This window comes from Candidatus Zixiibacteriota bacterium, from assembly GCA_016933955.1.
In the GTDB taxonomy this organism is placed as follows: Bacteria; Zixibacteria; MSB-5A5; order GN15; family PGXB01; genus JAFGTT01.
This window is the reverse complement of the sequence record JAFGTT010000019.1, coordinates 112,884-135,900: the sequence shown is the minus strand read 5'-3', so window position 1 is coordinate 135,900 and position 23,017 is coordinate 112,884. Positions and strand designations below refer to the sequence as shown.

At 47.8% G+C, this 23,017-nt stretch carries 20 protein-coding genes; 5 read left to right on the top strand and 15 right to left on the bottom strand.

The annotated features are described in order from the left end of the window. Positions 1-2: 2 nt before the first annotated feature. Complete coding sequence (locus tag JXQ28_07205) at positions 3-1,043, bottom strand: phosphoribosylformylglycinamidine cyclo-ligase (GenBank protein MBN2277517.1); 1,041 nt, start codon at positions 1,041-1,043, stop codon at positions 3-5. Positions 1,044-1,271: 228 nt separating this feature from the next. Here JXQ28_07205 and JXQ28_07200 point away from each other — a divergent pair, with 228 nt between their 5' ends. Further along, positions 1,272-2,792, top strand: coding sequence for an insulinase family protein (locus JXQ28_07200; GenBank protein MBN2277516.1), 1,521 nt, complete (start codon positions 1,272-1,274; stop codon positions 2,790-2,792). A gap of 13 nt (positions 2,793-2,805) precedes the next feature. Continuing rightward, the gene (locus JXQ28_07195; GenBank protein MBN2277515.1) at positions 2,806-4,260 is read left to right on the top strand and encodes an insulinase family protein; all 1,455 of its coding nucleotides are present in this window, start codon (positions 2,806-2,808) and stop codon (positions 4,258-4,260) included. A gap of 50 nt (positions 4,261-4,310) precedes the next feature. Here JXQ28_07195 and JXQ28_07190 read toward each other — a convergent pair whose 3' ends face one another. Genes JXQ28_07190 through JXQ28_07145 form a run of 10 tightly spaced genes read right to left on the bottom strand, consistent with a single transcriptional unit; the run spans position 4,311 to position 14,327 of the window. Further along, positions 4,311-5,303: an RluA family pseudouridine synthase gene (locus JXQ28_07190; GenBank protein MBN2277514.1), complete on the bottom strand. Its 993-nt coding sequence runs from the start codon at positions 5,301-5,303 to the stop codon at positions 4,311-4,313. Between the two features lie 23 nt (positions 5,304-5,326). After that, complete coding sequence (locus JXQ28_07185; GenBank protein MBN2277513.1) at positions 5,327-6,055, bottom strand: pyridoxine 5'-phosphate synthase; 729 nt, start codon at positions 6,053-6,055, stop codon at positions 5,327-5,329. Positions 6,056-6,103: 48 nt separating this feature from the next. After that, positions 6,104-6,862, bottom strand: coding sequence for a ribosomal RNA small subunit methyltransferase A (rsmA, locus tag JXQ28_07180; GenBank protein ID MBN2277512.1), 759 nt, complete (start codon positions 6,860-6,862; stop codon positions 6,104-6,106). Positions 6,863-6,910: 48 nt separating this feature from the next. Further along, positions 6,911-7,687 (bottom strand): TatD family hydrolase, encoded by a 777-nt coding sequence (locus JXQ28_07175; protein ID MBN2277511.1) that lies wholly within the window; start codon positions 7,685-7,687, stop codon positions 6,911-6,913. Next, positions 7,687-9,600 carry a methionine--tRNA ligase gene (gene metG / locus JXQ28_07170; protein MBN2277510.1) on the bottom strand — a complete coding sequence of 638 codons (1,914 nt, stop codon included), beginning with the start codon at positions 9,598-9,600 and terminating at the stop codon, positions 7,687-7,689. The genes JXQ28_07175 and metG overlap by 1 nt, the downstream gene beginning before the upstream one ends. 13 nt (positions 9,601-9,613) lie before the next feature. Beyond that, on the bottom strand, positions 9,614-10,474 hold the full coding sequence (locus JXQ28_07165; protein MBN2277509.1) for a hypothetical protein: 861 nt from the start codon (positions 10,472-10,474) through the stop codon (positions 9,614-9,616). Positions 10,475-10,518: 44 nt separating this feature from the next. Then, positions 10,519-11,643 (bottom strand): hypothetical protein, encoded by a 1,125-nt coding sequence (locus tag JXQ28_07160; GenBank protein MBN2277508.1) that lies wholly within the window; start codon positions 11,641-11,643, stop codon positions 10,519-10,521. Then, a complete protein-coding gene (locus JXQ28_07155) occupies positions 11,627-12,814 on the bottom strand; it encodes a peptidoglycan DD-metalloendopeptidase family protein (protein ID MBN2277507.1) in 1,188 nt (395 codons plus the stop codon). The genes JXQ28_07160 and JXQ28_07155 overlap by 17 nt, the downstream gene beginning before the upstream one ends. Then, complete coding sequence (locus JXQ28_07150; GenBank protein ID MBN2277506.1) at positions 12,811-13,662, bottom strand: hypothetical protein; 852 nt, start codon at positions 13,660-13,662, stop codon at positions 12,811-12,813. The genes JXQ28_07155 and JXQ28_07150 overlap by 4 nt, the downstream gene beginning before the upstream one ends. After that, positions 13,659-14,327, bottom strand: coding sequence for an ATP-binding cassette domain-containing protein (locus tag JXQ28_07145; protein MBN2277505.1), 669 nt, complete (start codon positions 14,325-14,327; stop codon positions 13,659-13,661). The genes JXQ28_07150 and JXQ28_07145 overlap by 4 nt, the downstream gene beginning before the upstream one ends. A 101-nt stretch (positions 14,328-14,428) precedes the next feature. Between JXQ28_07145 and JXQ28_07140 the strand changes: the two genes are divergently transcribed. Beyond that, entirely contained in the window at positions 14,429-15,370 is a 942-nt protein-coding gene (locus JXQ28_07140) for a hypothetical protein (GenBank protein MBN2277504.1), read from the top strand. A 22-nt stretch (positions 15,371-15,392) separates the two neighbouring features. Here JXQ28_07140 and JXQ28_07135 read toward each other — a convergent pair whose 3' ends face one another. Beyond that, positions 15,393-15,953, bottom strand: a complete 561-nt coding sequence (locus JXQ28_07135) for a methyl-accepting chemotaxis protein (protein ID MBN2277503.1) — start codon at positions 15,951-15,953, stop codon at positions 15,393-15,395. 355 nt (positions 15,954-16,308) lie between these two features. Here JXQ28_07135 and JXQ28_07130 point away from each other — a divergent pair, with 355 nt between their 5' ends. Continuing rightward, complete coding sequence (locus JXQ28_07130; GenBank protein ID MBN2277502.1) at positions 16,309-17,766, top strand: sodium/proline symporter; 1,458 nt, start codon at positions 16,309-16,311, stop codon at positions 17,764-17,766. Positions 17,767-17,829: 63 nt separating this feature from the next. Here JXQ28_07130 and JXQ28_07125 read toward each other — a convergent pair whose 3' ends face one another. The 3 genes from JXQ28_07125 to JXQ28_07115 all read right to left on the bottom strand — a co-directional run bounded on the left by JXQ28_07125 (position 17,830) and on the right by JXQ28_07115 (position 21,063). Then, positions 17,830-18,405 carry a hypothetical protein gene (locus tag JXQ28_07125; GenBank protein ID MBN2277501.1) on the bottom strand — a complete coding sequence of 192 codons (576 nt, stop codon included), beginning with the start codon at positions 18,403-18,405 and terminating at the stop codon, positions 17,830-17,832. 73 nt (positions 18,406-18,478) lie between these two features. Next, the gene (locus JXQ28_07120) at positions 18,479-19,228 is read right to left on the bottom strand and encodes a hypothetical protein (GenBank protein MBN2277500.1); all 750 of its coding nucleotides are present in this window, start codon (positions 19,226-19,228) and stop codon (positions 18,479-18,481) included. 371 nt (positions 19,229-19,599) lie between these two features. Then, a complete protein-coding gene (locus JXQ28_07115) occupies positions 19,600-21,063 on the bottom strand; it encodes a 4-hydroxyphenylacetate 3-hydroxylase (GenBank protein ID MBN2277499.1) in 1,464 nt (487 codons plus the stop codon). Positions 21,064-21,220: 157 nt separating this feature from the next. Between JXQ28_07115 and JXQ28_07110 the strand changes: the two genes are divergently transcribed. Further along, on the top strand, positions 21,221-22,978 hold the full coding sequence (locus tag JXQ28_07110; protein ID MBN2277498.1) for a hypothetical protein: 1,758 nt from the start codon (positions 21,221-21,223) through the stop codon (positions 22,976-22,978). Positions 22,979-23,017 lie beyond the last annotated feature (39 nt).

The following is a 23,017-nucleotide window of genomic DNA, read 5'->3' as shown; positions in this document are numbered from 1 at the left end:
GCTTAACCTTTAAGAATAATATCTTTGTTGCCGTCTTTAATATCACCAATTAAATACGGCTTTTCTCCGGAATCTTTTAGGTTTTCAAGCATTTTATCGACTTCATCGCGAGAAACCACGATAATGAAACCTATCCCCATATTGAAGGCCTGGAACATATCATCGGCCTCAATCTCCCCGGTTTTCTGAATAAAATCGAATATCGGCGGAATATCCCAGCTATTTTTATCGATCACGGCTTGCAGATTATCCGGCATTATTCTGATAAAATTACCTCGAATCCCTCCCCCGGTTATATGAGCCATCCCCTTGATATCGAATTTATCCAGAAGCGGATAAACCGCATCAAGATAGCACTTGTGCGTCATAAGTAACGCTTCGCCCACCGGCATTCCCAGGGTTTCGACCCGGCTGTCGAATTCAAGAACGGCAACATCGAAGACAACCTTACGGGCCAGAGAGTATCCGTTAGTGTGTAATCCATTGGATGCCAAACCAATGACGACATCGCCGGCGGAAATGGTGGTGCCATTGATTATACGTTTCTGGTCCACTATGCCAACGATAAAACCAGCCAGGTCATATTCTCCGGGGCTGTAGAAATCCGGCATTTCGGCCGTTTCACCGCCCAGCAAAGCCATCCCGGCCCTCTGGCAACCGCGGGAAAATCCCTCGACAATTTCCGCGATGGTTTCAGAATTGAGTTTGCCGGTCCCAATATAGTCCATGAAAAACAGCGGCCGGGCCCCATGGACCAGAATGTCATCGACACAATGGTTGACCAAATCCTCCCCGACCGTATTATGAATTCCCGACATAAAAGCCAGTTTCAGCTTGGTTCCAACCCCGTCGGCCGATGATATCAGTACCGGCTTTTCAAATCTGCTCAAGTCGGGCTTAAAAAAACCGCCGAAAGAGCCTATTTCCGAAAGAACACAGGGATTGAAGGTGGCTCTGGCCAGGAGCTTTATCTTATCCACGGCCCTGTCCGCGGCCGCAATATCCACCCCGGATGAGGCATAATTCAGTTTTTTCTTTTCCATAATAGGTGGAAACTAACATGCTCCTATAACAATGTCAAGATAATTGGATTGTTGAATATGCCGCTCAGCCTTATTCGATTTATCGTATACTGGATATTATTGCCACGATATCCTGATTGAAAAAAGCCGAACAGGGATTGACTTGCTCTTATATTTGCCATAAATTCAATTGATGATAATAACCTGCCTTAAGAACAAAAATATCTTTAAAAATACAGGAGCCCTGTCATGAGGAAGGCGCTGATAATTCTTATAAGCCTATTGTTTCCGGTACTCGGAACTGCGGTCGCGCAGACCGATGATATCGAACTTGACGTCAGGAAATTCACGCTGGACAATGGAATGACCGTCTTGGTGCTGGAAAAACCGGCCGCTCCGGTTTTTTCGGCGATAATCAGATTCAACACCGGATCAGTCGATGAACAGCCGGGAATTACTGGAATTTCACATCTTCTGGAACATATGATGTTCAAAGGAAGCAAAATTATGGGGACAACCGACTATGAGGCCGAGATTCCCCTGATGGCCAGAATCGATTCCCTGGCCACCCTGATGTTTGCCGAACAGGTGAAACTTCAAAATCCACTCAACCCGCCGGATTCAGGCCGCTATTTTGAACTTCGGGAACAAATTGCATCGGTACAGGCCGAACAGAAAAAGTATGTTATCAAGGACGAACTTTGGGGAACCTACCTTAAGAACGGCGGCACCCGGCTGAACGCTTCCACCGGCAATGATGCCACCAATTACTATGTTTCCCTGCCGAAAAATAAATTGGAACTCTGGGCCTTCATGGAATCGGACCGGATGCAGAATAACATTTTTCGTGAGTTTTACTCCGAACGCGATGTCGTCATGGAAGAACGCCGTCTGGGGGAAAACAATCCCCGAGGCCGCTTAATCGAAGCCTTCAATGCCACCATGTTCTGGGCTTCTCCTTACGAGTGGCCGGTGGTGGGATGGATGTCGGATTTGCTTCGTATTTCTCGGGAAGATGTCGAGGATTACTTCCGTTCGCATTATACACCTGCCAACGCCGTAGCGGCAATTGTGGGTGATGTCCGGGCCGATGAAGTTTACGAATTGTGCAAACGGTATTTCGGGAAAATACCCTCCCCTCCCCTGCCGCCGCCGACCATGACGGTCGATGCACCTCAGGAGGGTGAACGGCGGGTCGCGGTGGAATATGATGCCAATCCTATTGCCTATATCGGCTGGTTGACTCCCCGAATTGGTCATCCCGATCAGGCGGCTCTGGAAGTTACCGCCAATATTCTTTCAATGGGGCGAACCAGCCGCTTTTATAAGAACATCAAAGAAAAGAAACTGGGGAATGTCAGCGCTTCCTCCTCGGCCTCTCGTTATCCCGATGCTTTTTTCTGTTCATTGACCCCGATGGGAGACCATACCATTGCTGAACTTGAAGAAGCCGTTTACCAGGAGATTGAGCGGCTAAAAACCGAACCGGTTTCCGGGTGGGAACTGCAAAAGGTCAAAAATCAAACCCGGGCGTCACTGATTAGATCCTTAGACTCCAATATGGGGCTGGCCTGGCGCCTGTCAGGAAGCCAGGGGATGACCGGCGACTGGGGTTATTTTCTGGAATCATACCGACGAATCAACCAGGTGACAGCTGAGGATATTATGCGGGTGGCAGGGAAATACCTGACCCGGCGAAACAGAACAGTCGCCTATCTGGTCAAAACCGAATCCGAAAAACCATCGGCGGCGGCCGGAAAAATGTACTGAGGAGATGACGGTCATGATAAAAAAACCGGCAATTATAATAACAATCCTGCTGATATCGATTGCAGTTTATGGTCAGGCCGGAAGCGGCAAGTCCCGTGGAGCGGCCATTATTGAGGCGTTTAAATACGAGCCCATCGAATTAAATATCCCCGAAATCGGCATGGATATCGATCGGATCGTCATGGACAACGGCCTGGTAGTTTACCTGTACGAGGATCATTCCCTTCCGCTTTTTAACCTTTATACGATTATCCGATGCGGCGATATCTTTGACCCCTCCGAAAAACAGGGGCTCTCGAGGCTGGTCGGACAGGTAATGCGTACCGGGGGGACCGAAACCATCAGCGGCGATTCCCTGAATATCCTGCTGGAATTTATCGCGGGATCACTTGAGACCGGGATCGGGATGGAAAACGGCACGGCCAATCTGAGTATTCTCTCCGGTGATACAGAATTCGGTTTGAAATTATATTCCGATCTTCTGCGGCATCCGGCCTTTCCCCAGGATAAAATCGACCTGGCCAAAGAAGATATCAAAACCGAAATTAAAAGACGAAACGACAATCCCCACGGCATTTCCAGCCGCTATTTCGACAACATCATATACGGTGATCATCCTTATGGCCACATCCAGGAATGGCCTATCGTAAGGGATATTACCCGTGATGACCTGGTTTCGTACCATCGGAAGTACTTTGTCCCGGAAAATATCATTATTGGGATCGCCGGCGATTTTAATAAAAAAGATGTTCTCGAGAAATTGAAAAAAAACCTCGGGGATTGGAAAAAATCCGGACAGGTTCTACCGGATTACCCACCGGTATTATATACCTCTCACCCCGGAGTGTTCCAGATAAAAAAAGAAATCAATCAGGCTTATATTCTTCTCGGCCACTTGGGTATCAAGCGGAATAACCCCGATCGCTATGCTATCGACCTTTTGAACTATATTCTCGGGGCCGGCTCCTTCACCTCCCGTTTGACATCGACTGTTCGTTCCGATGAAGGTCTGGCTTATTCGGTCGGTTCCCGATACAATACCGGCAACCGCGACTTTGGGACCTTTGAGGCCTATTGCCAGACCAAAAGCGCGACCGCTCATAAGGCTATCGGTTTGATGCTGAATGAAATTCGGAAAATTCGCGACGAGGGTGTTACTGACGTTGAACTCGATGAAGCCCGCGAGGCTACTATCAACCGCTTCATTTTCAATTTTGATAACTCCGGCGAGATAATAAATAACATGATTTCACTGGAATTTAATGGCTACCCGCCAGACTACTACCAACGATACCTGGATTATTATCGACAGGTTACTATGGATGATATAAAAAGAGTCGCCATCGAATACTTGAAACCGGATTCACTTACGCTGGTTGTGGTTGGTAATCCCGATGATTATGATAGATCTTTGGATGATTTCGGTCAGGTCACCAATATCGAATTGATCGAACCGGTTATTGAATAGGCCGGCTATTGAATTGCCGTGAAACGCCGGGATGTTCGCCCGGCGTTTTTTTATGCCCCTTCGGTTCTCAGATAATCCAGCAGTTTCGCCATATCCCCGGGGAGAGGAGAATTAAATTTCAATATTTTACCTGTCACCGGATGAGTAAATCCCAGCGTTCCGGCATGAAGAGCCTGCCGGTCAATCATGGCAAGGGCTTTTTCGGCAATAATTTTATCGGCCGAATAAATTCCCCGGTGCCATTTGGTCCGCCCGCCGTATTCGGGATCACCCAGAAGAGGATGACCAAGATGTGAAAAATGCACGCGTATTTGATGCGTCCGTCCGGTTTCAAGCTTTATCTCCAGGAAGTCATACAGTCGAAACCGTTCCAGAAGGCGATATTCGGTTCGGGCCGGACGGGAATGCTGATAAGTCACGGCCATTTTCTTGCGGTCTTTAAGTGAACGACCTATCGGTAAATCAATAATCCCGGTTTCTTCTTTCATATGGCCGCAGACAATGGCCAAATACGTTTTTTCGACCCGGCGTTCTTTCAGTTGCTTTTGAAGCGCAAGATGCGTTTTGTCATCGCGGGCAATCATCACTAGGCCGGAAGTATTTCTGTCAAGGCGGTGGACTATTCCGGCCCGTTCCCGCCCCTGGACATTAGAAATCCGCTCGGTATGGTGCAAGACAGCATTAACCAGCGTCCCTGAGAAATTACCGGCCCCCGGATGAGTCACCATTCCCGCCGGCTTATTGACAACTATCAGATATTCATCTTCATAGACAATATCGAGCGGGATTTCTTCGCCCCGAATATCAGAAACAGGAGTCGGCGGTATATTGATAATGATAATTTCACCGCCTTTGAGCTTCTGGTTGTGTCCGGCGGGGTAATTATCAACCATCACCAGACCATCCTCGACCAGCTTCTGGATTTTACTCCGGGTCAGTTCAATTCCTTCCATATGACCCAGATAGCGATCAAGTCGTTCACCGGCGGCCTGATCGGGAATGACCAGCGATACTGTCTTATATCCAGCGTTGTTATCAATCATCGGATTTACGGGGAGTGGTTCCTTTATTCCACAACCGGCCGATGGATCATCTCGACCAGTTCTCTGACCGCCCGATCCAGTCCAACCATCAATCCCCGGCTGATAACGGCATGGCCAAGGGCAAAATCATTGAAAACTCCCAACTCGATCAGGGGCATGATATTTTTATAATTTAATCCATTACCGCAACGAACTGTCATCCCCAGTTTGGCCGCCAGCTGGGCCATCTGATCCAGCCGATCCAGTTCTGTATCGGCGTTCTCCACCGTTTTGGCCGTGGCATAATGGATAGTATTGAGTTCCACCGCGGCCGCCTTGACCCGCGCGGCATCTTTAACCGCACTACTGTCGGGATCAATAAAATAAGCGACCGGTATGTCCTCGGCCATAAGTCCTTCCGCCGTCTCGGCATATTGATCTCGGTTAGCCTCCAGATCAATTCCGTTTTCGATATAGGCTTCGTCAGGACAAAAAGGCATCAGAGTGACCAGGGCCGGTTTCACTTCTATCGCCCGTTCAATCATTTCACTGATCGGGGCGATCTGAAGAATGAATCTGGTTCGAGTGACTTCCTTAAGGATGTAGATATCCCGATCGCGAATATGCCGCCGATCCTCCCGCAGATGACAGCAGATACCGTCGGCTCCCGCAATTTCGGCTATCACCGCGGCATGAGAAGGATCCGGTTCTTTGAATCCCCGTATATTTCGCAAAGAGGCGGCATAATCCACTTTGATTGAAACTGATGGCATAATATCCTCCCGATTTTACCCGAAAGGTAGTCTTTTTAGAAATTTCCTTCAAGATAATTTTGCCGATGTGATAGCTTCCGACAGGGCAATAAAATCCCCGATTCCAAGCTGTTCGGCCCGGCTTTTCGGGTCGATTCCCAGGCTATCCAGAATAAGTTCGACACTTTTTCTATCCAAACCCTCAAACCCGTCCAGGTTGTTAACCAGCAATTTACGGCGCTGTTTGAAAGCGCGGCGGACGATCAGCTCGAATGTTTCTCGGTCTGAAATCTCCGGTGATGTCCGGGGTTCGAATATCAGAGCCGATGAGATCACCCTGGGCGGCGGATAAAAGGCTGAAGGAGGAATAGTCATCACTGTTTTTATCTCAAAAAAACACTGGCAAAAAACAGCGATCGGCGCCCAATCACGGCTTCCCGGATGAGAACTGATTCTATCCCCCAGTTCTTTTTGGGTAGTAATCACCGCCCGGACGATTCTTTCTCGAAACCTGATAATCCAGTCTATCAGCGGCGAAGTGATATCGTAGGGAATATTGCCGATCAGTTTAAATTTACCTGAGTAGTAATCCCCGGGCTCGACCCGGAGAAAATCTCCGTTGACAATTCTGACATTCTCGCAGTTGTCGAATTTTTTATTCAGATCATCGATCAGCCTGCGATCCAGTTCGAAAGAGAAAACCCTGGCCCCGGATTCAGCGATAAGTTTGGTCAGAGTTCCCCGGCCACTGCCGATCTCAAAAATGACATCGTCAGGCGTGGTATCGAGAAGGGCCACAATCCGGTCTGCGATCTTTTTATCGGCCAAAAAATTCTGCGAGAATTTTTTTTGAGGTTTCTGCCCGGGCAAATTATTTCACCCCCCAAAAACTTCCACCAGACGATAAAACTTCCGGCTGTTGCGGTCGGTGATTTTGTCCACTTCCTGCGGACTGATTCCACGAACCTCCGCGATTTCATCCCTTATGTAACTGAGATAGGCCGGCTGATTGGTTTTACCCCGGTACGGAATCGGCGTAAGATAAGGACAATCGGTTTCCAGTAGCATTGATTCCAGTGGAATTTCGGCCGCCACCTGGGCCATTTTTGATCCCGGATATGTCACCACCCCGCCGATCCCGATATTACAACCGAGATCAATAACTTCCCTGGCATCACGAACCGTACCAGGAAAACAATGAAAAACAGCGCCGATCAATCGTCCGGTGTACTCCTTTATAATATCCACCGTTTCGCGAAACGAATCACGAGAATGTATTACCACCGGGAGTTTTCTGTCGATGGCGATATCGAGCTGACGGCGAAAAATCCTTTTTTGCTGGTCTCGGGGCGAAAGATCGCGATAAAAATCCAAACCTATCTCCCCGATTGCCACCACTCTCTTATTCTCCGACAGCTGTATCAACTCGATATCCGTTTGCCCATTATATTTTCGGGCATCATGGGGATGTACTCCAACCGCGGCATAGACACATTCATATTTATTAGCCAGATCGACCGAATTTCTCGAAGTATCAAGATCCGCCCCAATATTGATCAGGGTATGGACTCCTGCAGTGAGAGCATCCTTAATAATCTGCTCCTGCCGCCCGTTGAATTCCTTGAAATCGAGATGACAGTGAGAATCAATCATCAGCTGATTGTCGCTCCGGCCGGGAGATCACCCTCCGGGATAACCAGAAACAGGTCTTTACCCTTTTTGGCCGCCAGCAGCATACCGTAAGATTCCACACCACGGATTTTGGCCGGTTTCAAATTTTTGATCACCACAATCTTTTTCCCGACCATCTGTTCCGGTTTGTAAAATTGGGCTATCCCGGCCACTATCTGCCGGGTATCCGATCCGACATTTATCTGAAGTTTTAAAAGCTTATCGGCCCCCTCGACTGCTTCGGCCCGGAGCACCTCGGCCACGACCAGTTGCAATTGCCCGAATTCGGATATATCGATCAGACCATCACTACTGCCAACCGCCTGGGTATCCGCTTTTTCTTGCTTTTTGTCTTTCAGCCTGGGGAATATGGCATCTTTGAATATGACCGGCTCCCCCGGTTTCAGATTGAAAAAGGTTCTGGCGGTATCCATGTTCAATTCTTTTTCATCCAGCCCGAAGATCGACAAAATCTCCAGCGCTTTACCCGGCATGATCGGATAAATAAGAATCGAGACAATCCGGAGAATTTCGCTGCAGGTATAAAGAACCCCCCCGGCTTCTTTCATTTTATTATCTTTGACCAGCTTCCAAGGGGCATTGGTATCAAAAAACCGATTGGTCTGGCGAATCAGGTTCATGGTATTGTCGATGGCCGAACCGATACGAAAATTATGAAGATGATCATTGACTGCTTCCGAGAGTAACTCCGCCTGTTCGATCAATTCTCGGGCTCCCTCCAGTTTATCGCTCGGTCCCGGTAACTTGCCGTCGAAATTGGCCAGGATCATTTTGGCCACTCGGGATACCAGATTCCCCAGATCATTGGCCAGATCGCTGTTGTACTTGGTGATAAATCGCGACTGCTGAATATCACCATCGGCCCCGAAAGGATATTGCGTCAACAACAGGTATCGCGTGGCATCCGCTCCGAACTGCTCCACCATCTCAATCGGGTCGATCTGATTACCAAGCGACTTGGACATTTTTTCACCGTCCACGGTAAAAAAGCCATGCAGAAAAATCTTTTTGGGCAATGGCAATCCGGCCGCCATCAGCATGGCCGGCCAGAAGATGCAGTGAAATTTAAGGATATCCTTAGCCATCAGGTGAATTGACTCCGAATCATACCACCATTTCCGGAATTTCTTTTCATCGGCTCCGTAACCGATCCCGGTGATATAATTGAAAAGGGCATCGATCCAGACATAGGCATGCTGGCTTTTATCGAAAGGTAACGGAATACCCCAGGTAACTTTTTCGCGGGAGATGGAAAAATCGGCCAGGCCCTGTTTGAACAGCCCTAGGACCTCGCGGCGGCGTTCCTCGGGGAGAATCAGCATTTCATTCTTTTCAATGATTTCCCAGAGTTTATCCAGATAGGCGCTGAGACGGAAAAAGTAGTTTTTTTCCTTGAGCGTTGTCGGTGCTTTCTTATGGTCGGGACATAATCCATTGACCAGTTCTTTATCGGTCAAGAATTTTTCGCAACCGATGCAGTAAAGGCCTTCATAGGTCCCGGAATATATTACATCTTCTCCCGATGGTGTTCGGGCATTCTTAAGAACCATCATGATTTTTTCAAGGGCCCTGATATGCCGATCCTGAGTGGTTCTGATAAAATCGTCATATTCGATCGAAAGAGCTTTCCAGGCTTTTTCATATTGACGAACCACCCGGTCACAGAATTCCTGGGGCGCCAATCCACTGGCGGCCGCGGCTTCGGCAACTTTATTACCATGCTCATCGGTACCTGTCAGAAAAAAGGCCTCGCGACCTTTAAGACGCTGAAAACGGGTCAGCAGGTCGGCGGCGATGGTTGTATATGAATGTCCGATATGCGGACGATCATTGACATAGTAAATGGGGGTTGTAATATAAAACGGTTTCGGCACTGTTTTCCTCCGACTATTTTTTGTTGCTCTTTTCCAGAATTTCAAGCCATTGACTGAATTGCGATTCCTTCAGCCGGCGTTGTTTTCGCAGCGCCAGTCCGTGAACAGTCTCTTCCTCACCATCCTCGAATTTTATTATCATATAATCGTCAAACACATTAATCCTGTCCACCACTCCTTCCCCGCGCGCGGTTACAAACTTATCGCCGATCTCGGGATAATTCTCCCTTACGTAAGTATAAAAATCCGTCTCATACTTGAGACAGCACAGAAGACGGCCGCAATTGCCCGATATCTTTGAAGGATTGAGCGATAAACCCTGAATCCGCGCATCCTGAGTTGAAATGGGGTCAAACTTTCGTAAAAATGATGAACAACACAGTTGCAAGCCGCAAATTCCCAGCCCCCCCACACGTTTGGCCTCATCGCGGACACCGATCTGCCGCAACTCGATCCTGGTCCGATAAACTGCCGCCAGATCCCGAACCAGGGCACGGAAATCCACCCGGTGTTCAGCCGTAAAGAAAAAGGTCAATTTATTACGGTCATACTGGTATTCAATATCGATCAGCTTCATTTCCAGCTTATGTTTCTCTATAAGTTTCTGGGCCTTATCCCAGGCATCCTGTTCATCGGTACGATTCTCCGCAATTTTGCGTCTGTCTTCCTCGCTGGCCGGTCTTAAAATCGAGCGCGGTTTTTCCTCATCGGGTAATTTGACCTCGGCCTCGATCTTCTTTCTCAATATCCCGGCGTCTTCACCCCGCTCCGCTTCAACAATTACCGGTTCGTTCAATCGAAGTGAATGATAATAGGTATTATTATAAAATTCCCTGCGATTCCCTTTGAATTCGACAAGGTATAAATCCGACATATGGTTACCTCAAAATATCTAAATTAAGCAATCGGGCGAAACTGTCAAGCCGATTGATCAAGATATCGGCGCAAATTAAAAACCAGCTTTACCACCGCCGGCTTGATATGCACATTCCGCCTTAACGAAAGCGTTGTTTCCTTTATATCATTTAACATACGGCTGAAACCATCTCCTTGAGTAACCCGATCGCCCATTTTCCCCAGTTCCGGGCCATAATCATTATTCACAATTGCGGATGAATCCCGGCCAAACTTAAGACGGATTATATCGCTTAAAAATGACTGCCACCAGGTCAGAACCCGTTCGGTCTCGCCCCGGTCATTGGGGTTGATAAATTCACAGGCAATCGCCGCCGATGATGGATTATCCCGGGTAAACAATCCTTTAAATACCAGAAAGGCGGTTTGCCGAAGAGATGATTCATTTTCATTTTCTATCGAGGTTATCGCTCTTCCGATCGAACCCCTGGCCAGCCGGGCATAAAAGCCGGCTTTTTCATCCGGCAGATCATATCCGGCTTTCAAATAATCCGATATTTCCTCAACTCCAATTGGTTTGAACCGTATTTTCTGAGCCCGCGACTGGATAGTCGGAAGCAAATGTTCCGGATCCCGGGCGGTCAAAATTATAACCGTTTCCGGAGGAGGTTCCTCAATCAGCTTCAAAAGCGAATCGGCCGAGGCCGCCAGCATTTTTTCCATCTGGTCGAAAATGATGACCCGTTTCACGCCCCGGGGTGGCATGATCGCAGTCCGGCGTTTGATTTCGCGGGCCATACTGATGGGTATGGTCAACTGCCGGGTGGATGATACAATATGATAGGGTTCTTTTTTTTTCAATTTCAGGTATTCCAGGGTCAAATCGACTTCCTCGGCGGCATTGCGATGCGGCGGTAGTGGAACCGCGAAATACATTTCCGCAAAATTATAACCCGATATCTGGCGGCAATTGCGACATTCACCACAGGCATCAAAAACGTTCCCTGTTTCATCCACAACTGGTTTCTCGCAATTGAGCAGGGCGGCCAGAGCAATTCCTCCGGCCCATTTACCGACCCCCTCATCGCCGTAAAAAAGATAGGTCGACGCGATCCGGTCCCGATTGAAGGAATTCCGGATTATTTTCTTGAAGACATCCTGTCCGTAAAGATCATTTAAAGGAGTCAAGTCTAATCCACTCCACGGGATCAAGAGGTGTTCGCCCCTGCCGTAATTCGAATTTCACTGTCCCATCGGAAGCTATCCCCAACCGTTCGTCCCGACCGACAATCTGATTGGCCACCACCGTCAACTGCTCCAGTCCGGAATAGGTGGTGTAATAGCCGTCCTCATGTTCTACAATCACGAAATTGCCATAACCTCTCAGGCTTCCGATATAGGCCACTACGCCCCTGGCGGCGGCCAGTACCGGAGCTCCTTTTTTGCCCTTGATTTCGATCCCGGGCGAATATGATTTCAAATTGGTAATCTTGTCGGTTTTCCAGCCGAAACTCCCGACCACCGTTCCCTTGACCGGAGCCATCAGAGAACCCTTGTATGAATCAAAATTGCCGGTTTTATATTCAAATTGCATCGGACGGCTCGACTTTTCCCGCTCCATCCGGGCCAACTCCAAATGTTCAATCAGTTCCTCCATCTGCCGGGCCGCTTCGGAGAGAGTAACCAGCCGATCAGCTTCATCCTCTTTCTTACGGCGGATATTAGTCAGGGTTCGCTCTTTTTTGTCCTTTTGAGAGGTAATGATGGTGTACTCACTGCGTTTTTGAGCCCGGACATTATCCACCGATTTCTCCCGATCGACCAGATCGGCATAGGAATTCTCCGCCTCAGTCAAATACTTCGAGGCCCGGGTCATTTCATTCTTATCGTATGCCGCCAGCGATTGAAGGTACAGCCTTTTTTCGAAGGCCTTTTTCTCATCGTCAATCTTATGGCCGGGACCGCCTTCAGGCAACCTCACCCCCAGATAATAGTACTTCAGATTATAAATATAACGCCCGCGTGAGTTTCTGTAATGTTCTTCCGAGGATTGAAGTTGCTCTTTGGAATGATCGATATCCTTTCTCAGGGAAGCCAGCTGATTATTCAGTCGCTGTATGACCGTTTTGTTCATCGAGGCTCGTTGCTCGGCTTCGGAGATTTCCTTCAGAACGTTTTTTTCGACATTCCGGAGCGAATCGAGATTTTTGCGGGTATTGTCTATTTCATCTTTTATTTTTTCCAGTTCCTGCTTTTGATTGAGAATGTCATCGGCCCGAGCGGGCTGGCCATAACCAGATATGATTACCGGCAGAATCGCCAAAAAAAGAAGGATGATTTTTTCCCCACCATACTTCATAAAGCCCGTCTCAGTCCCAGATAACCGCACACTGTTCCGATAAATGCCGCTACCAGGCAAAATAAAAGTATTTCATCACGGGCCGGCAGGAGAATTTCAAAACTTTGAAAGGTCAGGTATGCTTTCCCATAAAAAATCGCCAGCCATCCGGCCGCCGCCGCCACCAGGGCATAAAAAGTACCCTCAGCAAGGTAAGGAAAAGACATAAAAAACCGCCCGGCACCGAGAAAACCCATTTGATGCAGTTCCTGCTGACGCGTTCGAACCGACAGGCGGATCGAATGAAGCAGATTAAGAACCACCGCCAGGGATATGGCGATACTCAGAAAAATCGAAACTCTGAATGTCAGGCCGGCGGTATATTCGATTTTCTCCAGCCAGACCCTCGGGTAAAAAATCTCGGCTACTCCCTGAAGTCTTCTAAAGTTGATCTCGAGTTGTTCCAGATAATTACTGTTGAGATGGGCATGATCAAACGTCAGGTTAACTGAACGCGGCAAAGGATTTTCGCCGAGTCCATCCAGTAGATCCGTCCCCATCATCGCCAGCAGTCTGTCCCGCGCGTTTTCCTTGGTAACATATTCCAGCGCCGCCACCCCATCGGTATTACGAATGGCATCCAGCACATAGACGGCAGCCGAATCCGGCAAGGCGTCATCGAGGAAGATTTCCATATCGATTTTTTCCTCGAGCTGACCCAGGTAATTATTAACCGAAAGAGCCGAAATCCAGACCATATCCAGCATCAAAAATAATAACAGAAGAGAGAGAAGCGAGGTGAACGCCGATAATGGCCGCCTGACGATATTGGTGATAGCTTTCTTTATCACGTAAAAAAGGCGGCTCATTTTAATTTCCCATCACTTATGTGATATTCCCTGCTTCCCGAAATCGCCAGCCCGGTTTGTCCCGTGGTCAGAATAATCAGGCTGTGCCCCGAAACGGCCAGTCTCTGGATACGCTTAAGAACCATTGATGATGTCGATTCGACCAATCCGGCCAGAGGTTCATCGATCAGCAACAGTGGCTGATTAGCCGCCAGCGCCCGCCCCAGCATAAGCAGGACTCTTTCGCCCCGCGACAGGTTTCCCGCATTTTCGCCCTTTTTATTCAGGAGATTGAACTGGGTTAGAATTTGCATGACTTTTGGCCTGGAAACCGAGGTTTTTTCACCATTCAGAAGCAGCGGCAAAAGACAATTCTCATAGACCGAAAGATGATCCACAGTCCGGAAAATCCCCCCCACACCCCCTATCTTTTTCCTGATCAAACCAATCTGCCCTTCACTCGATAAATTGATATTCCTCCCGAATACTCTGACTATCCCGGAATCCGGCCGCTTATACCCGATCAGCATTTCCACCAGCGAAGTCTTCCCTGATCCAGTTTGACCGACAATCACGGCCGTCTCGCCCGCCGTCAGAGTGAAATTCATCTCGGAGAAGATTTCCCGACCGCCCGGATTGGCCAGCGAGACATCAACCAATTCGACTATACTGCTGTTGTCATTCAATTTGACTTTTCCCGATAAAATCGCTTTTATAAGAGTATAAAATATTATAAAACATAGCTCTTTTCAATAACTAATAACGACCATTTGTTAAGGCTTCATAAATGAGAACAGTTATTATCCTTCTTCTGTTATTTATAATTACGATTCCGCCATTGTATTCTTCAGACTGGTATCGCATAAATAACAAAATTCGCAAAGACTTCAACGGGATGTTTTTCAGATCCAATCGGGATGGCTACCTGGTAACGGAAAACGGCCTGATCGTTTCGGCTATGGCCGACAGCACGGGGTGGCGCTTCACCTTAACCGAAACCGGATGTCTGCTTAAAAATGTTTTTTTCCTCGATAATGGCCGGGACGGTTTTGCGATCGGCTCCGGGGGTATTCTTCATAAAACCACCGATTCCGGACAAACCTGGTCACAGGATACCCTGAACGGCAACATTCTGTTGAATGATATTGCTTTTCTGAATGATCGGATCGGCCTGGCCATCGGTAATTACACCGTTACCGATAAAGGCAACCAGGGAATCGCTTTCAAAACCGAGGATGGCGGGATAACATGGCATGATCTCGGGTTGAAAGGCCTGAATTTTCTCGATATTGTCACCACTCCCGATGGCAGAATATTTTTTAGTGAAAATAACCGAATTTTCATGTCACCGGACAGAGGTCAGCACTGGACCGAAATTAGAATTCCGACCCGAACTGCTCCGCGCGGAATCGCCATTTATGGCAATAACGGAATCGCCCTGGGAATGGGCGGATTTCTGGCTGTAACCGATGATGGCGGCAAAAAATGGACCGCACTTAATATTATTCCTACGGCAATGTCACTATTCGATGTATTGATGCTGGATTCGTTGAGGGCCTATGCTATCGGCCCCAAGGGTGAAATTTTGTTCACCGATGATGGCGGTCATAATTGGATACCGGAAGCCAGCGGAACCGCTTCCGATCTCCGGAAGATCAGCCGGGCGGATAACAGGATTTATATCTGCGGAGATAATGGAACCCTGCTTTACAAAGATATCGATGATTAAGTCATACCTTTACAGGTTAAACCTAAATGTCAATCCCGTTGCTCTTACCGATAGATAAATCGCTCAAATCGTTTCTCAAACGGCTGGTGCAGATTTTCAGCTGATACACAAGATTCTTGGTGTAATCATCGGTTGAGTTTCGCGGCCTGAATCTTGATGAAAGCTCTTCCTCGACAGCCGCCAGGCGATTGGTATTTTTGACAATCGACTGGAATTTGTCCATCAAATTACGATTGGCGAAATTTACCGATTCGGCAATATCGCTGAAAATTTCCTCCCGATCCAGATCAATCGGCTCTTCGAACCGCCCCTCCCCGATTTTCCGGATTTTTTCCGAAAGACCGGTCCGGGGACGATTAAAATGACGATTAAAAAGATACGCTGGTAAAAGGGCCAGGACCAGTCCGCCCAGCTCGGAGAGAATAATGACGGTGATTGGATCCGATATGTAGAATCTCAGGAGAAAAAAAATACCGCCGGCGGTAACCATGGCGGTTAGAAGAATAATCAGAGCAACTAGGATCAGGTTGCCTTTTAACTTACCAACAGTAAGTTGCGGCCTTAGCATAATTCCCGTTCGCATTTCTACCCCCTGCTGATTTTATCGGCCGAAATTTAAAAATCTTGCATAAAATTCGAACATCACGATTCTGAAGGCAGGTGAACAGGCTATTTGTCGATATGAAATAAAAATCGGCTTGACCGGATCACTTTTTCTGGTCTTTTTGAAAGTTTGGGATTATATTTTTTTGAAAAATAAAATAATCCGAGTTTTAAATGACTATTCCCCGATACCTTTTAATCGGGTTTTTATGATTTAATGGAGTCAGAGTAATAATGGAATTCTGGACATATTTCTGGGTCTTTGTCCCCCCGGTGGTACTGGTGGCAATCGGAATTATCTTCTATATTATTACCGGCCGAAGGAGGATAGATCGATGAATGCCATTCTGATCGGCTTCATTCTCTATCTGGTTACCCTGCTTATTATCGGTTTTTTGACTTTTAGATTCAACAAGTCTATTGCCGACTATGTCCTGGCGGGACGCCGGCTGGGAGTCTGGGTGATTACCTTCTCCGAGCGCGCCTCGGGAGAATCCGCCTGGCTACTGCTGGGTCTCCCGGGTGTCGTTTTCGCCTCCGGATTGTCGGAATTATGGGTGGTCATCGGATGTACCTCGGGGATACTTTTTTCATGGATGTTCATCTCCCGCCGTTTGCGAATCGAATCGGAAGCCAATTTCGCACTGACCATCCCGGAATACTTCGAAAATAAATTCAATGATACCACCAGGACGGTCAGAACCCTGGGAACCCTGATAATCGTTTTCTTCTTCACATTTTATGTCTGTGCCCAGTTCGACGGGGCCGGCAAAGTCCTTAACGCCACCTTCGGAATTCCCCATACCTGGGGGATGATAATCGGGGCTATAATGATTCTTTTTTACACTATCATGGGGGGCTTTTGGGCGGTTGCCTGGACCGATTTTTTTCAATCGATACTGATGTTGTTCACCCTGGTTTTGCTACCGGTAGTCGCTCTTATTGAACTCGGCGGATGGGAAAAAATCACCGTTTTCATAGCCTCAACCCATGTTGATCATCTAACCCTGCTGGGCGGTAATACCGGCCTCTGGGCGGCTTTATCGATCATTTCCGGCCTGGCCTGGGGCTTGGGCTATATGGGCCAACCTCACCTGCTGGCCCGCTTTATGGCTATCAAAGATCCGGAGAAACTCCGCCAGGGGGCGGTAATCGGAATCAGCTGGGCGGTTCTGGCTTTCTGGGGAGCCATGTTTATCGGCCTGTTTGCGGTGGTTCATTTCAACGCCGGCGGCATTGCCGATCAGGAGAAGGTTATGCCGATGATGGCCACCCAGCTTCTTCCCGGGTGGGTTGCCGGACTTCTCATTTCCGGCGCCATCGCGGCCATGATGTCAACTGCGGACAGCCAGCTCCTGGTAGCCACCTCGGCTGTGGCCGAGGATATTTATCACAATTTTATCGATAAAAAAGCAACCGAAGAAAAACTTGTTACGGTTTCCAGATTAATAACCTTCTGTGTCGGTGTGGCCGCCTTTCTTATTGCCTATTTCTCATCCGAGCTGGTATTCAAAATGGTCAGTTTTGCCTGGTCCGGACTCGGATCGGCTTTCGGACCGCCCCTGCTGTTGACTCTGTGGTGGCGGAAAACCACCCGCGAGGGAGTCCTGGCGGGAATGCTGGTAGGCACCATAACCGTCATAATCTGGCATTTCACACCGCAGTTGACAGGCCTGGTTTACGAGTTGGCCCCGGCTTTCATTATGTCGCTTTTGGCCGTCTGGCTGGTTAGCCTGGCAACCAATAAAAATAATCTGGATAAAAAACTGGCCGATAATCTGGCAAAAAAATAGACGCCGGATTAATAATCCGGCGTCCGACGGGCAAGGGCGGCGATTTTTATCGTCGCCTTTGTCTTATACTATGGCTGTCTTGCGACGGTAGACAATGTATGTCGCCAGAATCAGCATCACGACCAAAACCGCGATTCCCCATTGAGTAAGGGTCGGGACCTGGCGGCAGGTCGAATACATTACCATCTCACTTATTTGAACTTCCCCGGTTCCTTCATTTACAAATTTAATAACTTCCCAATCCGGCTGAGGATCAAAGCCAAAGACGTATTTTATACTGTTTGCGCCGATGGCAACACTGGTAACCAACCAGGCGCGGGTGGTATCGCCCCCGGTAAGATAACCCATTACCTTCTCCTGGGTTAAATCGGCCAGATTGGTTCCGGTTAGCGTTAATTCCAGACGTTTGATTTGGTTGACAATATGAATATTATCAACGCCGATCCAGATGCTATCATCCGCGTCGACCGTTATCAATTGTCCGGTATATTCAGTCCAGAGTGGATCTGTCAATTCAGTATCGCCGGGGTTAGTTGGGGAATAATACATCGTAAATTCATCTTTGCTGTCGGCCAGCGACAAAACCGGAAGCGCCAGCAGTAAGACAACCGCCATCACGATAAACTTAAAAGAATTCATCTAATTCTCCCTCACAAACAAAATGATTTTCATGTCAGGACAGGTTTAAAAGGATCTCTGTCCGATAAAATATTCAGATTCCGTTCAGGAGCGGAGGGCCGCGGGATTCCGGAATAAGGAAATTATTATCAGCCCCCGCCTCACACAGAAACCCAAGGCTCCATCCCTTTTCTCCCAGAGGGATGTTTGAGTCAGAAGCCGATACGAGTTTTACGACCTTATCTATGGCGAGAACAAGGAGTGAATTTATCAGGATAATGACAAATGAAATAATTATAAAACCGAATATCGTCGAAAGGGCGCCAAAAAACGGCAGGGATAAACCAGACTGACCGAAGATTCCCTGTGATAAACCCAACTTGATCAGACCGTATTCAAGCCCGGTCCAGAAAAGCGCAATAAAAACAGGATTGAATCCGAAACGTTTACGAAACCACCCTAAACTACCCGTGAAAACCGTGAATAAAACCACGGCCCCGACGAATTTGCCTGAAGCCGCCAAAGGTGCCATAAAAAAGGAATCAATCGAGAGAACGCCATAATAGGCTGCTCCGAATAGAAGACCGAGTCGCCACGTAGATTTGCCTGAAAGTCGATAAAGCCGATATATAAACGGAACTAAGGCCGCGAATTCGATATATTGACAGCTCTGAAAAAGACCCGCGATTATAAGTAGTATCGCTGATAACCCGGCATAGGCGAAATCCTCTGCGCAGTTCAAGGCCTTATCGTAATGACTTTTCTGATTGCTAATCCCGTGGTTGTCTGATCGAATACCATTATATGGCTGTCTGATATATGGCTGTCTGACCGAATGACCCACTATAAATCTCCATCCCCACCCCGAAACTTACGTGGCAGGTATCAATACAGTCGTACCAGATATGTAACAGATAACAGGCGGATATTTATACTTTAATTCCTCAGTGCCGAAAAACAAAACTTGTCGGCAATAGCAATAGAGAATTATTTGTTAAATCTAATTAAGATAGCCAGCAAACTTTGAAAATCTAAATTCCCGTCCCATCAGAGCTATTTTAAAATACCGAATATTGTTAATCCTGTCAAGGATAAATAAATTATTTTTTGATAGATATTGACTATAATGGACCATTATAATCTAAATTAAAAGGGCGGCGCCTGTCATGGTGCCACCCTAATAATAATAGCGTCAAGCAGCTATTTGCCGGGTGGCTATTTTTTCTTCTCGGGATCCCGCAATTCCTCGTCGATTCCCGCCAGGCGGCGGGCCAGATCGACTTTTTTCTCGAGATCACCAAGGGACCGGATAAACAATTTAGCCCCATCGGGCGATCCCCCTCCATGCATGCACCCCGGAACGCCGGCTCCAATTGTGGTCCATTCCACCAATCGGGCCGCCCTGGTGCGGGTTTCGGCGGTCGATTTGGCTTTCAAATATTTTTTAATCAATTCACCGTACCGGGCTGAATTGAAATCCTTATACGACGGCAGGCATCCGGTTTCACCAATACCTCCGGCAATATCCTGTGCCAATCGTGACGTATCATAAGGAAGTGTGGCCACATGGACCTTATTGACATTGGCGAGTAGAGGATCACAAATCCAGGCTCCCGAAGGATGTTTCGTTCCCATGGCCGCAGCGGCAATTCCCATCCCGAAAGTTGTCTCATTATTGATATGCATCTGGGTGATCTTATCGCTAAAGACCTTGGAATTCAAACCGTTGGCCCGAGCGGTAAGAATAGCCGCGCCGATTTTAATATCTCCCTGTCCGGCGACGCATCCTCCAATAGCGGCTCGGTACGGGGCAATAAAATATTTCACGGCGCTGAAAGTGAAATCGAATTCCCCGGCCATAAATACCCGATCTTTCGGTATAAATACATCTTCAAAAAGCAGAAAAGCCTGGGTAATTCCGCCGTCTTTCACGGGTGAATCGAAGCCTTCTTCGTATTCCCGCATGTCGCTGGGATGACGGGTTTCGACAATGGTCAGATTTTCGATATCCCGAGGGATAACAAACGAAATGGCATAATCCTTATCCGCCTCTCGGTACGCCGAACCGGGCAGAATGAAAATCTCGTTGGCGGCGGCTACTCCACAAATCATCACTTTGGCGCCCCGTACCACAATTCCATCATCGCGTTTTTCGACAATCCTAAGATTCATGTCAGGATCATCCTGCATCGACGGCGATTTGGTCCGGTCACCCTTGGGGTCGGTCAGGGCTCCGGAGATGGTAATATCCCGCGCCTGGGCGTCTTTCAGCCAGGTTAAAAATCTCTGATGATAATCGGTCCCGAGCCTCTCATCCATTTCATAGGTGGTGATAAACATCGAATTCAAAGCCGTCCAGCCGGCACATCGTCCCCCAGTACAGGTTCCAGTTAGATGGAACATATGTCGTTTCATCCGGCTGTTGGCAAACATATCCTCAGCCGAGCGAATGATCGACAGATAACGGCTGATTGGTTCTCCGGTCAGGTGTGAGGTAGTTGTCAGGATTTCTCTTTCCTTCGGATCAGTGATAGCCCGAAATGTCTGCCCGTGACCCTGAACCGTATTCCTGGTGGCCGGGTGCGTCGTCACATCCTCAATCAACTCATCGAACTTATATATATTGGGCCGCATCTTCCGAAGAGATTCAAGATATTCTTCATAACTTTTAAGTGCCATTTGTAATCTCCCTGAAAATATTTAAAACCACTATTTCAATATTTAAAATATAAACATCCTATCACCATCCCGCAAGGCCGGTATCGCAAACAATCGAAAAAGTTCTTGTTCACCGGATGGATAAGCGTATTTTACCGGGAAACGGCTTTTTTAATTTATGGCTCGATCAAAATATATTTTCCTCATTTCGGCGGCTATTATTTTATTAATTCTCGTTCTTCATATATCCCTTTATACCTTTCTAACCGACGACGCCTTTATATCTTACCGCTATGCCGTCAATCTTGCCGATGGCCACGGTCTTGTTTTCAATTTGGGCGAAAAAGTCGAAGGTTACACCAATTTCCTATGGGTGTTAATCCTGGCCCTGATCAAATTTCTTGGCCCTGCCCCTGAAAATGCGGCTAATGTTCTGAGTCTGGTGGCGACTCTGATACTGATCGGGATGGTATATTCTTTCAATCGGGTCTTTCTTGATATTCGCAGGTTTACTCTGATGGGTCTGATTGCTCCACTCTTGCTGGCCCTTAGCCGCTCATTTGCCGTCTGGGCCTCGGGCGGACTGGAAACCCGCCTTTTTACCCTATTAATTTTCCTGGCGGTAACAACTCATTTTCGAGGGGCATTCAAAGGCGACCGCAGTTATTATTTCTCCGCCCTGTTTTTTGCCATAGCCTCGTTAACCAGACCGGAGGGCATTTTATTGTTTGGTTCCTTTTGGGCCTATCGTCTATTTCTCAACATCCGATGTCACCAAAAAGTACAACCACTTATAAAATCCCTGATGATTTTTATCCCCATTGTCGGTGCCCATTTTATATTCAGGATGCTCTATTATGGATACCCCTTCCCCAATACCTTTTATGCCAAGGTCACGGGAGCCTGGTTCAATACCGGTTTACTTTATCTTCTAACCTTCATCCATGAGTACGGTCTCTACCTGGCTATTCCCCTGGCGGTTCTTCTGCTGACCAGAAGATATGACCCGGATCGACGTCATATTATAATGAATATTCTGATTCCCTTTGCTCCTTACGCCATATACATTGCTTATATTGGCGGGGATCATTTCGAATACCGACAACTCGATGTATTTCTTCCCTTCCTGGCCATTATTCTGCAGGAAGGCATTCGAACCTTGATCATTCCCGTTTTAAAAACAGAATCGTCTTTAAACAGAATTATGGCAACCGCCGGTCTGATTATCGGGATAATTCTCTATACCGTACCATCAATAGAAACTCATTTGAATTTCCCCACAACTTACAATTCGGCTGTTGGGGTTAATTCCGCTTGCCCCAATGGGACAATAATCAACCGCCTTCCGGGTTTAAAGCAATATCTCTTAATTCTCGACCGTCTGCATTTCGGATTGGCCACCGATTTTGTCTGTATTCGTCAGGAGGAGCACCGAATGGCGATGGAACAGGTCTTTTTGCCGCAAGCCCGGCTATTGACCCGCGCGGTGGAACAGGGATATATCGATCGCGATGAAGTCATCTGTCTCTGGTGCGTGGGAGCGATTCCTTACTATTCGGGCTTGACCACAATCGATTATCTCGGCTTGACTGACGCCCACGTGGCCCACCGCCAATTACCTCAATCCGAGGGTAAATTAATGGCCCATGAAAAGCGGGCCGATTACCGCTACCTGCAATATCGCCGGGCGGCCTATATATCCACCCGACCGGCCATATTCATCTTCCCGATCGAGGATTTCCTTGCTGACGGACGTGTAATAGAGGGTAAGTTAATTAACCGGGCGTATCTGGTCCCCATCGGTGAGTATGCGTTTGTTTTTCGTTCTGTCTTTCTCCCGCAGTATTTTATCAACAAATATGCGCCCCGCGGAATTTCTTTCTACCAAAAAGACAAACGTGGCCAGTTAACCTATTATCCCACCCCGAAACCATAAAAAAACCGGCTCGTTTGCAGCCGGCTTTAATATCCTATG